At 38.1% G+C, this 15,608-nt stretch carries 12 protein-coding genes and 1 pseudogene; 12 read left to right on the top strand and 1 reads right to left on the bottom strand.

The window, feature by feature from the left end; all coding sequences use genetic code 11:
- Positions 1–807: 807 nt before the first annotated feature.
- Entirely contained in the window at positions 808–2,697 is a 1,890-nt protein-coding gene (locus tag ACFIJS_RS01095; protein WP_375649038.1) for a peptidyl-prolyl cis-trans isomerase, read from the bottom strand.
- A 153-nt stretch (positions 2,698–2,850) separates the two neighbouring features.
- On the opposite strand from ACFIJS_RS01095, the gene tpiA reads away from it, so the two are divergent.
- From tpiA to lpdA, 12 genes and pseudogenes are all read left to right on the top strand, one after another.
- Positions 2,851–3,615, top strand: a complete 765-nt coding sequence (gene tpiA, locus ACFIJS_RS01090; RefSeq protein WP_375649036.1) for a triose-phosphate isomerase — start codon at positions 2,851–2,853, stop codon at positions 3,613–3,615.
- Positions 3,616–3,697: 82 nt separating this feature from the next.
- The gene (secG, locus tag ACFIJS_RS01085) at positions 3,698–4,150 is read left to right on the top strand and encodes a preprotein translocase subunit SecG (RefSeq protein WP_375649034.1); all 453 of its coding nucleotides are present in this window, start codon (positions 3,698–3,700) and stop codon (positions 4,148–4,150) included.
- A gap of 127 nt (positions 4,151–4,277) precedes the next feature.
- Positions 4,278–5,906: a CTP synthase gene (locus tag ACFIJS_RS01080; protein ID WP_375649032.1), complete on the top strand. Its 1,629-nt coding sequence runs from the start codon at positions 4,278–4,280 to the stop codon at positions 5,904–5,906.
- A 38-nt stretch (positions 5,907–5,944) separates the two neighbouring features.
- Positions 5,945–6,781 (top strand): 3-deoxy-8-phosphooctulonate synthase, encoded by an 837-nt coding sequence (kdsA, locus tag ACFIJS_RS01075; RefSeq protein WP_375649029.1) that lies wholly within the window; start codon positions 5,945–5,947, stop codon positions 6,779–6,781.
- Positions 6,782–6,852: 71 nt separating this feature from the next.
- A complete protein-coding gene (gene eno, locus ACFIJS_RS01070; protein WP_375649027.1) occupies positions 6,853–8,124 on the top strand; it encodes a phosphopyruvate hydratase in 1,272 nt (423 codons plus the stop codon).
- A gap of 111 nt (positions 8,125–8,235) precedes the next feature.
- Complete coding sequence (locus ACFIJS_RS01065; RefSeq protein WP_375649025.1) at positions 8,236–8,643, top strand: TM2 domain-containing protein; 408 nt, start codon at positions 8,236–8,238, stop codon at positions 8,641–8,643.
- Between the two features lie 381 nt (positions 8,644–9,024).
- Positions 9,025–9,474: pseudogene (locus ACFIJS_RS01060) on the top strand (hypothetical protein).
- A 182-nt stretch (positions 9,475–9,656) separates the two neighbouring features.
- Positions 9,657–9,989 (top strand): septum formation initiator family protein, encoded by a 333-nt coding sequence (locus ACFIJS_RS01055; RefSeq protein ID WP_375649022.1) that lies wholly within the window; start codon positions 9,657–9,659, stop codon positions 9,987–9,989.
- A 114-nt stretch (positions 9,990–10,103) separates the two neighbouring features.
- Positions 10,104–11,144 carry a pyruvate dehydrogenase (acetyl-transferring) E1 component subunit alpha gene (pdhA, locus tag ACFIJS_RS01050; protein ID WP_375649020.1) on the top strand — a complete coding sequence of 347 codons (1,041 nt, stop codon included), beginning with the start codon at positions 10,104–10,106 and terminating at the stop codon, positions 11,142–11,144.
- Positions 11,145–11,160: 16 nt separating this feature from the next.
- Positions 11,161–12,525: a pyruvate dehydrogenase complex E1 component subunit beta gene (locus tag ACFIJS_RS01045; RefSeq protein WP_375649018.1), complete on the top strand. Its 1,365-nt coding sequence runs from the start codon at positions 11,161–11,163 to the stop codon at positions 12,523–12,525.
- A 14-nt stretch (positions 12,526–12,539) separates the two neighbouring features.
- The gene (locus tag ACFIJS_RS01040) at positions 12,540–13,883 is read left to right on the top strand and encodes a pyruvate dehydrogenase complex dihydrolipoamide acetyltransferase (protein ID WP_375649015.1); all 1,344 of its coding nucleotides are present in this window, start codon (positions 12,540–12,542) and stop codon (positions 13,881–13,883) included.
- A 221-nt stretch (positions 13,884–14,104) separates the two neighbouring features.
- Positions 14,105–15,565 (top strand): dihydrolipoyl dehydrogenase, encoded by a 1,461-nt coding sequence (gene lpdA / locus ACFIJS_RS01035; protein WP_375649014.1) that lies wholly within the window; start codon positions 14,105–14,107, stop codon positions 15,563–15,565.
- Positions 15,566–15,608: the final 43 nt, after the last annotated feature.

Here is a 15,608-nt window from a genome sequence, read left to right as displayed (position 1 = left end):
TAAAAAATGTTGATGTTTTGGTTGTTATGAACGCAAAAGAATAAGAAATTTTATGATCTTGAAAATACGGTGTATTTCTTCATCAGTAACACGTTTTATTCAGTGTATCGGTTGGGTGAGATGCAGAGAAAGAAAAACATGAGATAAGGTTCAATACATTGGTTTGTTTGATGAAGAACTTTTAAGTACTTTGAATGTATTGATTGTATCTCACTTGCAAATGAAATAAAATTTCTATTTTATGAGAGAAGTTATCTTGCCAGTCTATAAGTCTATAAAAACTCTTATTTTTGAGAAATGATAACATCATAATTGATGACTGTTATGATTTATGAATATATTGATTTATAATGATAATTCGTTTTTTCTCATATTGAATAAGAGTCTTGAATAGAAAAAGATTTCTTCATTTTTATAATGAATTTTAAAAATAGTTTTTTGTATATCATAAGCTGGGTGTGTAAATGAAATCATTTAAGGAAGAAGCAATACGCTCCTTATGAATGAATATTAAGAGTAGCAATACGATGAGCTATAAATGAATGACGATAGTGATGACCTTTATAGCTTAATGGATGACAATCTTTGGATGGATAATATTTGTTAATGCGTTGCAAAAACGACTCTACATTCCATTGGCTATTTTCTCGCAAATCTATACATGCACTGATTTTCAAGAGAATTAATCATTATACAAATGCTGATCCTAAGATATGCAAATAAGAGATTTATCTCACCTCTTCAACTATAGACGAAGAGCTGATGGAAACTTTATCAAATAAGTTCTTTAAATTATGCACAATATTTTTATTGGAGAGCGTTAAAGATCTGATTATAATTTGTGCTATTAATTTCCAAAGGATGTTCTTTATTGGCAACTTGTAGCATTTCTAGCCTGAGATCTTCTCTTATCATCATATCTATATTGGCGCGGACCTCAGTTGGAAGAGTATGAGGCGTGATATCTTTAGGCATGGTTACAGTCTTTATTTGATAAATGATACGGTTTGTTGCAACCGGACCTTTTATGACGCCATAATGACCTTTGTGAGCAGCAAATAATGCTTTAACTCCTTCAACGCCAAGGGTTTCAGATGAGTCTTGACGCCGGAGGGCTGGTGTTGTTTGTTTTGTAATACCAAGGGTACGAGCAAGAGCAACGAGACTTTTTCCTTCCGTGAGCTGTTTGAGAGCATTTTGGGCTTTTTCATCAAGAAGACGTTGGATTTCCTCACTTTTCCATTGAGAAAGAACATCTAGCTTAGCCTCTTCAAGTGTCTTATCGCGGGCAGGAATAATTTTATTGACCTTATACCAGAGGTATCCACCATTTTGAAAAGAGAGAGGATCAAGATCAACGCCTTCGTTTGATTGATAGATGGCATTCAGTAAAATATCTTTTTGAGGTAAATCCGTGAGTATTGCACCTTCAAGCGTTTTTCCCGTTTTATCGATGGTAATTGTGCGCAAAGATAACTTATATTGGTCAGCCAGCTCTTTGAGAGAAGTACCCTCAAAACGAGCATTTTCAATGGCTACATAATTGTTACGGATATCATCAGTAGCACGATTTTTGGCAAGTGTTTGGCGAATATTTTCTTCTACACTTTCAAAAGGAAGAGAGCTTGAGGGTTCAATATGCGTGACGCGAATGATAACAGGTCCCTGTAAGTCATTTATTACAGTGCTGACTTGGCCTTGTTGAAGTTCAAAAATTTCAGATTTTAGATGATTAGGAAGTTCATTTTCTGTGAGAGGCCCTTTTTTTATGTCGCTAAGAGTCTTTTTTTCAGCTTTTACCAGTTCATCAAAACTCAATCCATCAGCTATTTTTTTTGCTGCATTATCGGCTTCCTCACGTGAGAGGAATCGCAGTTCCTCGAATGTACGCTTTTCAGGCGTTACAAAACGTGAAGCATTTTGTGTATAATAGGCTTTCACCTCATCTGTCGAGATATCTTTAGGTTTTACGAAATCGTTAAGCTCCATAGATAATAAAGAGACAGTACGGTATTCTGGAGCACGAAATTGATTTTGATGTGTTTCAAACCATTTTTGTAGTGTTTCGTGATCAGGATCAGCAATTGTTTCCTTTTCTTTTAGATTAATAACGAGATAATCAGCAATACGCATTTCTCCTTGATAAAGAGCAAGTGCTTTATAAAAGAGATTTGGTGCTTTCATATCAGAAAGCAAAGCTGAAATAAGTTGGTTGCGTTTTTCTTGTTTGGTGTAATAATTAAGAAAAGCACTTTCACTAATACGTAAATGCTGAAGATAGTTATAAAACAAATTTTTATCAAAAGTGCCATTTACCTGGAACATCTTATCAGAACCAATTGTATGAGCTATTGTATCTTTTGAAAGACTTATTTTCATTTTACGTGCTTGTTCATCAAGCAGTACATTTTGTTGTAATTTATTAAACACAAAAGCAGGAATTTGGTATTGTTGCATTTCATTTGCTGTAAACATTCGTCCAAGATGAGCAGCATATGCTAAACGTGCGCTTTGATCGGAAAGTGCAAGATGATAATCATCGACAGTTATTGTGGATTTTCCAGAAGTAATAAGATCTCTTTCACTTTTTTTGTGTAACTGCGGTATCCCCCATAGAAGAATGAAGCATAAGAGTAAAATAGCAAGGAAAATTCTAGAAATCCAAGAATTCGTAGCATTTCTTATGATGTCAAGCATTGTTCAAGTCCATTTTTATGTGAGTTATTATCAAAGCTATAATGGAATTTGCAATAAAGAGATGAAAGATGCAAGCTTTAAAGACTTGCTTTCATGTTATAATTTGGTACCTACAGATAAACAATGTATTATAAGAGTTCTTGAGGTGAAAATATGTCTCCAAATATTCGGCCTTTTCTTGCTGGAAATTGGAAAATGAATGGAACGAGTGAATCGCTTGGAGAGTTGTGTGCTATTGCTACAGGCGTTAGCTCTGATCTCAGTTATCTTTTTGAGGCGCTTATTTGTGTTCCAGCAACGCTTTTATCTCGTGCTTCTGATATGCTGGATGGTAAAAATCTCCTTTTGGGAGGACAAAATTGTCATTGTGATGATTATGGTCCCTATACTGGAGATATTTCAGCTTTTATGCTTAAAGAAGCAGGAGCAAGTCATGTCATTATTGGGCATTCAGAACGTCGTACAGTGTATCAGGAAAATGATGCGATTGTCTGTGCCAAAGTGCAAGCTGCATGGCGAGCAGGTCTTGTGGCTCTTGTGTGTATTGGTGAAGCATTGGAGGAGCGTAATAATAATAAAGTACTGGATATTCTTACGCAGCAGCTTGAAGAATCTTTACCAGATGATGCAACAGCAGAGAATACCATTATCGCTTATGAACCTGTTTGGGCGATAGGCACCGGCAATACAGCGACTCCAGAAGATATTGCAAAAATACATCATTTCATTCGTGATAAGGTGCGCTCTCGTTTTGGTGATGAAGGCAATAAGATACGTTTGCTTTATGGTGGATCTGTAAAGCCATCCAATGCATTTGAGCTTTTAAGCATTCCTCATGTTAATGGCGCTTTGATAGGTGGAGCAAGCTTAAAAGCGGTTGATTTTTTAACTATTGGCGATGTTTGTCGTAAACTATAGCAGAGAAATTTGAGTTTTCCCTTGGATTGTGTGTTATTTATGTGTAAATAGCTATGAAAGAGTTATTTGAAGAGCAGGGTTTATGCAAACAGTACTTATAGTTATTCATTTGTTGATTGTGATTACTTTGGTTGGTGTTATATTAATCCAACCTTCAGAAGGTGGTGGGCTGGGTGTGAGTAATAGCTCAGGGTTGATGAAAACTCGTGGATCTCGGAACCCTTTAACACGTTTAACTGCTATTTTAGCTTGTTGTTTTTTTGTTGTGTCTATTGGACTTACTGTGGTGGGTAATATATCAAATTCTAGTTCTGATATTTTAAAGCGTATACCGGTTAATTCAGAGCAGAATTCTACCAATAAAGGCTCAGGATCAGTCCCATCATCAGATGGTGAGTCTTCCCCTTCTATTCTTGAACAGCTAGGAGGCACTTCGAATTCTCCGCAAGAACAGAAACAGTCGACAAATCCTAAAGCGGAAAGTCCAGTTCCACCAGTTCTTGAAAATACAGTTCCGGATAACAGTGCAAAATAGTTTTTTTAGAAAATATAGACTTTTTTAAAAGGTGATTTTTTCACCTTTTTTATTTTAGAAGAAAAATTGTTTCTTTTTGCATTTTTTGCTGGAAAAATCATTATAAATTGCTTATCACCATAAGCCCATGGCACGTTATGTTTTTATTACTGGTGGTGTGGTTTCTTCCCTTGGAAAAGGCATCGCAGCGGCGGCGTTAGCAGCGTTATTACAGGCTCGTGGCTATCGTGTACGTCTTCGCAAACTTGATCCTTATTTAAATGTTGATCCAGGTACGATGTCACCTTATCAACATGGTGAAGTATTTGTGACCGATGATGGTGCGGAAACGGATCTTGATCTTGGTCATTATGAGCGTTTTACTGGGCGCTCTGCAAATAGCCAAGATAATATTACAACAGGGCGTATTTATCGCAATATCATTGAACGAGAGCGGCGTGGTGATTATTTGGGGGCAACAGTCCAAGTTATTCCTCATGTTACGGATGAAATTAAGAGATTCATTACGATGGGAAATGAAGAATTTGATTTTGTTTTGTGTGAAATAGGTGGAACAGTTGGTGATATTGAAGCAATGCCTTTTCTAGAAGCGATTCGTCAGCTTCGCAATGAGCTACCAAGACAAAATGTCGTTTATGTCCATCTCACATTAATGCCTTATATTCCTTCGGCAGGTGAATTAAAAACGAAACCAACACAACATTCTGTCAAAGAATTGCAGGCAATTGGTATTTCTCCTGATATTTTGCTTGTGCGTGCAGATCGGTCTATTCCAGAAACAGAACGGTGCAAATTATCACTTTTTTGCAATGTTCACTCCAATGCAGTCATTCAAGCATTAGATATGCCAACAATTTATGATGTTCCTATGGCATATCATAAGGAGGGTTTGGACTCTGAAGTTCTTTGCGCTTTTGGAATCGATTCGGCTCCTTCCCCTCAGATGGATCGTTGGGAAGATATTACGCATCGGATTCACCATCCTGAAGGAGAAGTTACGATTGCTGTTGTAGGAAAATATACAGGCTTAAAGGATGCTTATAAATCTCTTATTGAAGCGATTGCGCATGGTGGTTTAGCGAATAAAGTGAAAGTTAATATTGAGTGGATTGATTCGGAACTTTTTGAAAAAGAAGATTCTGTTTCAGCTTTACAAAAATCCCATGGAATTTTGGTTCCAGGTGCTTTTGGGGCACGAGGGGCAGAAGGAAAGATTCGAGCAGTTCAATTTGCACGAGAGCGTAAAGTTCCATTTTTAGGGATTTGTTTTGGGATGCAATTAGCTTGTATAGAAGCTGCGCGCAATATTGCACAGATTAAGAATGCTTCATCAAGTGAGTTTTGCGAAACAGAAAATCCAGTTGTAGGTTTAATGACAGAATGGCTTAAAGGAGATGTTCTTGAAAAACGTACAAGAAATGGTGATTTTGGCGGATCAATGCGTCTTGGTGCTTTTGCTGCTGAATTAAAAGAAGAGAGTCATATTGCTCAAATTTATGGGATGACGAAGATTGTCGAGCGACATCGTCATCGTTATGAGGTCAATATTGATTATAAAGATAAGTTAGAACAGTGTGGTTTAATTTTTTCTGGGATGTCTCCTGATGGTATTTTACCAGAAGCTATAGAATATGCAGATCATCCATGGTTTATTGGTGTTCAATATCATCCAGAATTAAAATCCCGTCCTTTTGATCCACATCCGCTTTTTTCTTCTTTTATTGAAGCCGCTGTAGAACAAAGTCGATTAGTTTAATGCAATAACATAGGGTTACTTTGCTTTTGAGAGATAAAATGACTAAACCAAATGCTTGTGTGAAAGTTGGAAATATTACTTTTTCAAATGAAATGCCTCTTTCATTAATTGCAGGGCCGTGTCAGATGGAAAGTTGCGATCATGCTTTTGAAATGGCTGGTCGTATTAAAACAATTACCGATCAGCTTGGTATCGGGTTTGTTTATAAATCAAGTTACGATAAAGCTAACCGAACTTCTTTGGGAGCAGTACGTGGTATTGGTCTTGAAAAAGCAATGGCTGTTTTTTCTGATTTAAAAAAGGAGTTTAATTGTCCCATATTAACTGATGTGCATACAGAAGACCAATGTAAAATTGTTTCTTCTACAGTTGATATTTTACAAATACCGGCTTTTTTATGTCGTCAAACAGATCTTTTGGTAGCAGCCGCCAAAACAGAGTGTGTTATTAACATTAAAAAAGGTCAGTTTTTAGCGCCGTGGGACATGGAGAATGTTTTAAAAAAGGTTGTTTACAGTGGTAATCCGAATGTTATGCTTTGTGAGCGAGGCACGTCATTTGGTTACAACCGACTTATTTCTGATATGCGTTCGTTGCCTATTTTACGTTCATTTGGTGCTCCTGTTATTTTTGATGCAACGCATTCTGTTCAAGAACCTGGGGGGCAGGGTGCTTCATCTGGTGGACAGCGTCAATTTGTTGAAGTTTTAGCACGTGCGGCTGTTTCTATTGGGGTAGCAGGTGTTTTTTTAGAAACGCATCAAGATCCAGATAACGCACCTTCTGATGGACCCAATATGGTTAAAATTGATGATTTACACAGATTGCTTGAGACTTTAATGGAATTTGATTATCTGTCAAAGAAGTTGAATTGAGAAGAGAAAAAATATTTCATTAATAGGGCATTAGAAATGAATCGAGACCTTTATTGGATAAGGAAACACATATGACTATAATTGTCGATATCATTGGACGTGAAGTTCTTGATAGCCGTGGTAATCCAACGGTAGAAGTTGATGTTCATTTGGAGAATGGAGCTTTTGGTCGTGCTCTGGTTCCCTCGGGAGCTTCAACAGGAGCACATGAGGCTATAGAGCTTCGTGATGGTGGTTTGCGCTATCAAGGGAAAGGTGTTGAAAAAGCGATTGCTGCAGTTAATGGCGAAATTCTTGAAGAACTTGGTGGGCGGGATGCAACAAATCAAATTGCTATTGATCAAGCAATGATTGCTTTAGATGGAACGCCAAACAAAGCCCGTCTTGGTGCCAATGCACTTCTTGGTGTTTCATTAGCTGTGGCAAAAGCCGCTGCGGATTCATTAAATTTACCTTTGTATCGTTATATTGGTGGTACACAAGCGCATATTCTTCCAACCCCCATGATGAATATTATTAATGGTGGCGTTCATGCTGATAATTTGATTGATTTTCAAGAGTTTATGATTATTCCTATAGGAGCCCCTACTGTAAGAGAAGCCATTCGTTATGGCGCTGAAATTTTCCATGTGTTGAAAAAGCGTTTAAAAGATGTGGGTTATAATACCAATGTTGGTGATGAAGGTGGTTTTGCACCTCAATTTAAAAGTGCTGATCAAGCAATTGATTTTATTATGGAATCTATCATAACATGCGGCTATAAACCAGGTGAACAAATTGCTATTGGTTTAGACTGTGCTTCAACCGAATTTTATAAAAATAGTTCGTATTTTTATAAAGGTGAGGGGAAATGCCGTGACACCCAAGAGCAGGTAGATTATTTAGCGCAACTTGTGAAAAATTATCCTATTGTTACAATTGAAGATGGAATGGCAGAGGATGATTGGGAAGGTTGGAAGTTACTCACTGACACAATTGGAGAAAAATGTCAGCTTGTTGGCGATGATTTGTTTGTAACAAATTCAGCACGTTTGCGTGATGGTATCAAAATGGGGGTAGGCAATTCTATTCTCATAAAAGTTAATCAAATTGGTACATTGAGTGAAACACTTGATGCTGTAGAAGTAGCACATAAAGCAGGTTATCGTGCCATTATATCTCATCGTTCAGGCGAAACAGAGGATTCTTTCATTGCAGATCTTGCTGTTGCAACGAATTGTGGACAAATTAAAACAGGTTCTCTTGCACGTTCGGATAGATTAGCAAAATACAATCAACTTATTCGTATTGAAGAAATGCTAGGAGCCCAAGCACGTTATGCTGGTGATTTATATCGTGTATAGTTGTGAGCACAAAATATGAAAGTATAAGATCATTTAGATTATGAAATTGAGATTTCTTATCAAAGGCATATACGCAATAATTTTTAAGTGTTTAAATTTATAGGGATTAAGATGAGAGGTATAATTATTAGTCAAGATCAAGGAACTTATCTCGTTTCGGGTGATGATGGTAAACGTTATCAGTTTGCGACTTGGGATTGGATGGGAAAGAATCCGCCAAGGGTCGGTTATACTGTTGATTTTGTCTGTGAGGGGGGGGGTGTCAGTTCTGTTTTTCCATTGTTGAGACCAGGTACAGAGAACTCAAAGATAATGTTCGCACTCCTTTGTTGGTGTTCGGGTATCTTTGGTGTTCATCGCTTTATGGTTGGTAAAGTTCGGACTGGTGCTTTAATGCTGATTCTATCTTTATCATTGTTTGGATTGATAATTACCGGTATTTGGGCAATTGTTGATTTTATAGTCATTCTTGGTGGAAGATTTACGGATAAAGATGGGAATCAGATTACAGATTTGTAAAAAATTTATAATAAAGAGAAAGTAATTTAGTTCGCTTTTTATTTTTATCAATGTATTAAGTTCATAATGCCGAATTATTGTACTATATGTCTTTAATGTGAGATATTAAGAAAAATATGCACAGTTAAATAAAAATATTGAAAAAGACAGTGCTATTTTATACGGGTAAAACAACGATGTAAATCCACCAAGGTGTATTTTGTATTGCTGCTTATAGCAGCAGAAAACATTAGATCATTGGGGGGATCAAAACTATTTTAATTCCACGTTTATCACGGCTGCTACAAATTTTATTTACGCCGTGAGTTAATCAACATATTATAAAAAGAAATAATCTCTTTATGAATAACACATGAGGAGCAGCTTTATAGGTGGTTGAGGATGAAAGGTAAGATTATTGGTCATGATCAAGGAGATTATTTCAGGGGCTGATGGTAAGCGTTATCAATTTGCGAGTTGGGATTGGTTAGGAAAAACGCCGCCGAAGGTTGGTGACGTTGTTGATTTTGTGTGTGAAGGGGATACCATTAAATCTATTTTCCCTATATTCCCTATATTAACTGAAGGTCAGGCACAGCAATCAAAAATGACGTTAGCGGTCGTTTGTTTTTTCTAGGTGGACTAGGAATTCATCGTTTTATGGTTGGTAAAGTTGGAACTGGCATTGCAATACTTCTTATAAATATACTAAGTATAATCAGTCTACCATTTACTTTTGGCTTAGGGATTATAGGGATTATTTTTATAATTATACCTTGGGTATTGATTGATTTTATAGTCATTTTAACAGCAAATTTTAAGGACAAAGATGGGTGTAAAATCACAAGTTAGTGGGATGTCCAATATTTGTCATATAAAAAGTGAGGCATTCAGCTTACTTTGATCGTATTAAGGGGGGATAAATTGAAATAACAAATTATTTTGGTGTAGATTTGGTAATGAGGTATTAATCAAAATCATGCATAGTTGAGCAAAATATTAAGAAATTTGAGCTGTAAAGACTGTGTTATTTTATGTGGACAAAGCAGAAACGTCGATCAATCAAAGTACGCTTTGTACTACCTCTTATGACGGTGGGAGTCTTAAGCTATTTCAGTTATCACATTTATCATGGTGAGTATGGGTTGTATTCACGCAGTGAAGTTAATCAGCATATTAGCGAATTAGAAAAGGAGCTTCATAAAATAGAAGCTGAGCGGATATTCATGGAAAAGCGTATTTCTCTTTTACGCAACGGGCATATAGAAAAAGATATGTTGGATGAGTATGTCCGAAAGAACTTAAACTTTTCTAAGCCAAATGAACTAACAATCTTAATACCTCGAAATGATACCAAAGGTAAATGAAAAATCGCTTAATTTAAACGACAATCAGCAATGATATTGTTTAAGCCGATTGATAAGGCTTGTAACTTTTGTTCGTAAAGGTTATTCCTGAATAATCATAAAAGGGAGTTTAATATGGCAGAACGACTTAAAAAAAATTCTGCGTCGGCGGCGCGCACTGCATTATCAAGCACCACAAAGAAAGCACCAATAGCAGATTTTACAAAAGAAGAAGAAATTGATGCTTATCGTGAAATGCTTTTAATTCGCCGTTTTGAAGAAAAAGCAGGACAACTTTATGGTATGGGGCTTATTGGGGGATTTTGTCACCTTTATATTGGTCAGGAAGCTGTTGTTATAGGAACATTGAAAGCGGCAAAAGAAGGTGATCAGGTTATTACGTCTTACCGTGATCATGGTCATATGTTAGCCGTTGGGATGAGTCCGCGTGGTGTCATGGCAGAATTAACAGGACGTCAAGGGGGCTTTTCCAAAGGGAAAGGTGGCTCGATGCATATGTTCTCTAAAGAAAAGAACTTTTATGGAGGACATGGTATTGTTGGTGCGCAGGTTCCCATTGGTTCAGGTTTGGCATTTTCGAATCAGTACCTTGGTAAAGATAATGTGACATTGGTTTATTTTGGTGATGGCGCTGCAAATCAGGGACAGGTTTACGAGAGTTTTAATATGGCTTCACTTTGGAAGCTTCCCGTTGTTTATATTATTGAAAACAATCAGTATGCTATGGGAACGTCAGTTTCACGTGCATCTGCAGAAACTGATTTTTCCCGACGTGGTCTTTCTTTTGAAATTCCAGGTATTGTTGTTGACGGTATGGATGTTCGATCAGTAAAAGGAGCTGCTGATGAAGCAATTTCTTGGGCACGATCAGGTAAAGGACCGATCATTCTTGATATGCAGACCTATCGCTATCGTGGTCATTCCATGTCTGATCCAGCAAAATATCGTTCAAAGGAAGAAGTCCAAAAAATAAAAGAGGAGCACGATCCGATTGATCAAGTAAAAAGTCGGATTCTTAGAAAAAATTGGGCGAGCGAAGACTATTTAAAATCTATTGAGAAAGAGGTCCGTGCAATTGTTGCTGATGCGGTAGATTTTGCACAAAGTGATCAAGAGCCAGATGCTTCTGAGCTCTATACTGATATTTTAGTTTGATGCGAGGGAAGCAAGTATGTCTATTGATATTTTGATGCCGGCGCTTTCACCAACTATGGAAGAAGGTAAACTGTCTAAATGGCTCAAGAAAGAAGGTGATAAGGTTAGCTCTGGCGATGTTATTGCTGAAATTGAAACGGATAAGGCTACAATGGAAGTAGAGGCCGTTGATGAAGGTACTCTTGGTAAAATTTTTGTGCCTGAAGGTTCTGAAGGCGTAAAGGTTAACACTGTTATTGCGATTTTGTTAGAAGAAAGTGAGCGTGCTGAGGATATTTCGCAACCTACTGATACACCACAAAAACCTAAGGAATCTTCTCTTTCTCTGCCTTCGTCAGTTCCGCAGGCTCCTACTTTTGATACGTCTCCTGATTTTGATATTCCAGCGGGAACACAAATGGTTACAATGACGGTTCGTGAAGCGCTTAATCAGGCTTTGGCTGAAGAAATGCGGCGTGATGAAAAAGTTTTTCTTATGGGAGAAGAAGTCGGGCAATATCAAGGTGCCTATAAGGTTAGTCAAGGTTTGTTGGAAGAATTCGGAGAACGCCGAGTTATTGATACCCCAATTACAGAGCACGGCTTTGCTGGGCTGGCTGTCGGGGCTGCTTTTGGTGGGTTACGTCCCATTGTTGAGTTTATGACATTTAATTTTGCGATGCAGGCGATGGACCAAATTATTAACTCAGCAGCCAAAACACGTTATATGTCTGGTGGACAAATGACCGCTCCTATGGTTTTCCGAGGTCCCAATGGCGCGGCTGCCCGTGTTGGTGCTCAACATTCTCAATGTTATGCTGCATGGTATAGTCATGTACCAGGTCTGAAAGTTGTCATGCCTTATAGTGCTGCAGATGCAAAAGGTTTGCTGAAAGCTGCTATTCGTGATGATAATCCTGTTATTTTCCTTGAAAATGAGATTTTGTATGGGCATCAATTTGATGTTCCTCAACTGGATGATTTTGTTTTGCCTATTGGTAAGGCACGTATTCATAAGTTTGGACAAGATGTGACGATTGTTGCATGTGGAATTGGGATGCATTATGCCGTTCAAGCGTTGCCGGAAATTGCACAACTTGGTATTGATGTTGAATTGATTGATTTACGAACCATTCGCCCGATGGATCTTCCAACAATTCTTTCTTCAGTTAAAAAAACAGGTCGTTTGGTAACAATTGAAGAGGGATTTCCTCAGTCATCTGTGGGAACTGAAATAGCAACGCGTGTTATGCAGCAGGCTTTTGACTATCTTGATGCGCCAATTGCTACGATTTCTGGCAAAGATGTTCCGATGCCTTATGCCGCTAATCTTGAGAAGTTGGCTTTGCCTAATACTGCTGAAATTATTGAGGCCGTTAAGGCTGTGACATATAGAGCATAACGGAGGAAAGCATAATGCCCATTAAAATTACAATGCCAGCGCTTTCCCCTACGATGGAAGAGGGAAATTTAACAAAATGGAATATTAAGGAGGGAGATAAGGTTTCCTCTGGTGATGTTATTGCTGAGATTGAGACGGATAAAGCGACAATGGAAGTCGAAGCCGTTGATGAAGGTAGGGTTGCTAAAATTGTTGTTCCTGCTGGAACACAAGGCGTTAAAGTAAATGCTTTAATTGTTGTTTTAGCAGAAGAAGGTGAAGATTTAGCTGAAGCTGCAAAAGTTACAGAAGAAATCTCTTCTTCTACAAGACAAAAACCAGAGGGCATCAAACAGACAGATTCTCTGAAACAGACGGACTCAAAGGGAATAAAAATGTCTCATGAATCATCAACTGGGCAATTAATACAGCAAGATAAAAAGGAAGCTCGTCTTTTTGCCTCTCCCTTAGCGCGGCGATTAGCATCTCAGGCAGGTCTTGATTTATCCCTTATTTCTGGAAGTGGTCCGCATGGGCGTATTATTAAGCGCGATGTAGAAAAAGCTGTGAGCAGCGATATGTCTAAAGTGTCTTATTTCTCACCGATAGGGGAGTTAGTAGCTACAGGTGCTTCGGACAAACAGATATTGAAACTCTTCAAAGAGGATGAATATAGCTTCGCTCCCCATAATAATATGCGTAAAACAATCGCGACACGTTTGATGGAATCAAAACAGAGAGTTCCACATTTCTATGTAACGGTAGATTGTGAACTTGATGCGCTATTAGCACTGCGTACACAACTGAATGCTGCTGCACCAATGGTTAAGGGGAACGAAGAAACTCAGCCTACTTATAAGCTTTCTGTTAATGATATGGTGATCAAAGCTGTCGCACTTTCTTTGAAAGCGGTTCCTGATGCGAATGTCTCTTGGCTTGAAGGCGGAATGCTTCATCATAAACATTGTGATGTTGGGGTTGCTGTTTCTATTCCTAATGGATTAATTACACCGATTATTCGCCATGCAGAGGAAAAGCCGTTATCACTTATTTCCAAAGAGATGAAGGATTTTGCAAAGCGTGCGCGTGAGGGCAAGTTAAAAATGGAAGAATATCAGGGTGGAACAACAGCTGTATCAAATATGGGGATGTATGGTATAAAAAGTTTTTCTGCTATCCTTAATCCACCGCATGCAACGATTTTTGCGATTGGTGCAGGGGACCAACGCGCCGTTGTTAAAAATGGTGCATTAGTTGTTGCGACAGTTATGTCAGTTACGCTTTCTGCGGATCATCGTGCTGTCGATGGTGCTTTAGCAGCAGAGCTCGCGCGGACTTTTAAGAAGATGATTGAAAATCCATTAGCAATGTTGGTTTGAACTGTTTAACAGTTCTTCACGTAAATTGTGAGAAAGCGTGTTAAGAGAATAGAAACAAATTTAAAGAGTTTAAAGAGCAATGTTATTGCTATTTCTGGTTTGGATAAAGCATTTGCGTGAAGCTTAAAGCAAAAGACATAAGATAATTCTGTCATGTTTTTTTACAGACTTAAGTTCAAAAAATGCATATCCATTTTATATATATCCATGGAGGAATTACTGTGGTAAATCTTTATGATGTAATTGTGATTGGATCAGGTCCAGGCGGATATGTAACCGCAATTCGTGCAGCACAATGTGGCTTTAAGACTGCGATTGTTGAACGTGAACATTTGGGAGGGATCTGTTTAAATTGGGGATGTATTCCAACAAAGGCTCTTCTACGTTCAGCGGAAATGAAACATTTTGCTGAACATGCGACAAATTATGGATTAAAAATTAATGGTTCAATTGAGGCAAACATCAAAGATGTTGTGGCACGTTCACGGGGTGTTTCAGCACGTTTAAATGCTGGTGTTGGTTTTTTGATGAAAAAAAACAAAATTGATATTATTTGGGGTGAAGCCAAGCTTACCAAGAAGGCGAAAGAGAGTGAGCTTGCGGAAATTATGGTTTCTTCATCTGCCAAACCGATTATGCAACCACAAAATCCGGTCCCTAAAGGAACATTAGGAGAGGGGAACTATCAAGCAAAGCATGTCATTATTGCAACGGGTGCACGCCCTCGTTATCTTCCTGGTATTGAGCCAGATGGAAAGCTTATTTGGACTTATTTTGAAGCTATGATTCCTCACACAATACCGAAATCGCTTTTGGTAATAGGATCAGGGGCAATAGGTATTGAATTTGCCTCTTTTTATCATGATATGGGGGCGACGGTAACTGTTGTTGAAATGATGCCTCATATTATGCCAGCTGAAGATGTTGAAATTTCAACATTTGCTCGTAAGCAGTTAGAGAAAAGGGGTATACGAATCCTCACGCAAGCAAAATTAACAAAGGTTGAAAAAGCCTCTGATTCTCTCACCGCACATATTGATGTAAAGGGTAAGACAGAAACAATCACAGCTAATCGGCTCATTTCAGCTGTTGGGGTTCAGGGTAATATTGAAAATCTTGGATTGGAAGCATTAGGTATAAAAACCGATCGCGGATGCATTGTAACCGATGAATGGAGTTGGACGGGGGTGGAAGGCATTTATGCTATTGGTGATGTAGCAGGTCCTCCTATGTTGGCACATAAAGCAGAAGAAGAAGGTGTGATATGTATTGAGCATCTTGCAGGTTTGAAGAGTACTCATCCGCTTGATAAAAGAAAAATACCAGGGTGTACATATTGTACACCACAGGTTGCCTCCGTAGGGCTTTCAGAAGCTACAGCAAAAGAAGCAGGTTATGATATACGGATTGGTCGTTATTCTTTTGCTGCGAATGGCAAGGCAATTGCTTTGGGTGAAGATCAGGGGTTAGTAAAAACGATTTTTGATAAAAAAACAGGACAGCTTCTTGGGGCCCATATGGTAGGGGCTGAGGTAACAGAATTGATACAGGGTTTTGTTATTGCCATGAATCTTGAAACAACAGAAGAAGAATTAATGCATACTGTCTTTCCACATCCGACCTTATCGGAAATGATAAAAGAAAGTGTATTGGATGCTTATGGTCAAGTTTTAAACGCTTGATGACTAGATTGTATGGAAGATTTTATATTTTTGATTGTTACTT

Source organism: Bartonella sp. OT172YNZD (assembly GCF_042193725.1).
Lineage (GTDB): Bacteria > Pseudomonadota > Alphaproteobacteria > Rhizobiales > Rhizobiaceae > Bartonella > Bartonella grahamii_A.
Note: the sequence above shows the minus strand (reverse complement) of the source record. Positions and strands in the feature narration are given on the sequence as shown.

Bases quoted from the DNA above. Each gene is read 5' to 3' on its own strand.
- ACFIJS_RS01095 (WP_375649038.1), bottom strand. From the start codon at position 2,697: ATGCTTGACATCATAAGAAATGCTACGAATTCTTGGATTTCTAGAATT.
- tpiA (WP_375649036.1), top strand. From the start codon at position 2,851: ATGTCTCCAAATATTCGGCCTTTTCTTGCTGGAAATTGGAAAATGAAT.
- secG (WP_375649034.1), top strand. From the start codon at position 3,698: ATGCAAACAGTACTTATAGTTATTCATTTGTTGATTGTGATTACTTTG.
- ACFIJS_RS01080 (WP_375649032.1), top strand. From the start codon at position 4,278: ATGGCACGTTATGTTTTTATTACTGGTGGTGTGGTTTCTTCCCTTGGA.
- kdsA (WP_375649029.1), top strand. From the start codon at position 5,945: ATGACTAAACCAAATGCTTGTGTGAAAGTTGGAAATATTACTTTTTCA.
- eno (WP_375649027.1), top strand. From the start codon at position 6,853: ATGACTATAATTGTCGATATCATTGGACGTGAAGTTCTTGATAGCCGT.
- ACFIJS_RS01065 (WP_375649025.1), top strand. From the start codon at position 8,236: ATGAGAGGTATAATTATTAGTCAAGATCAAGGAACTTATCTCGTTTCG.
- ACFIJS_RS01055 (WP_375649022.1), top strand. From the start codon at position 9,657: ATGTGGACAAAGCAGAAACGTCGATCAATCAAAGTACGCTTTGTACTA.
- pdhA (WP_375649020.1), top strand. From the start codon at position 10,104: ATGGCAGAACGACTTAAAAAAAATTCTGCGTCGGCGGCGCGCACTGCA.
- ACFIJS_RS01045 (WP_375649018.1), top strand. From the start codon at position 11,161: ATGTCTATTGATATTTTGATGCCGGCGCTTTCACCAACTATGGAAGAA.
- ACFIJS_RS01040 (WP_375649015.1), top strand. From the start codon at position 12,540: ATGCCCATTAAAATTACAATGCCAGCGCTTTCCCCTACGATGGAAGAG.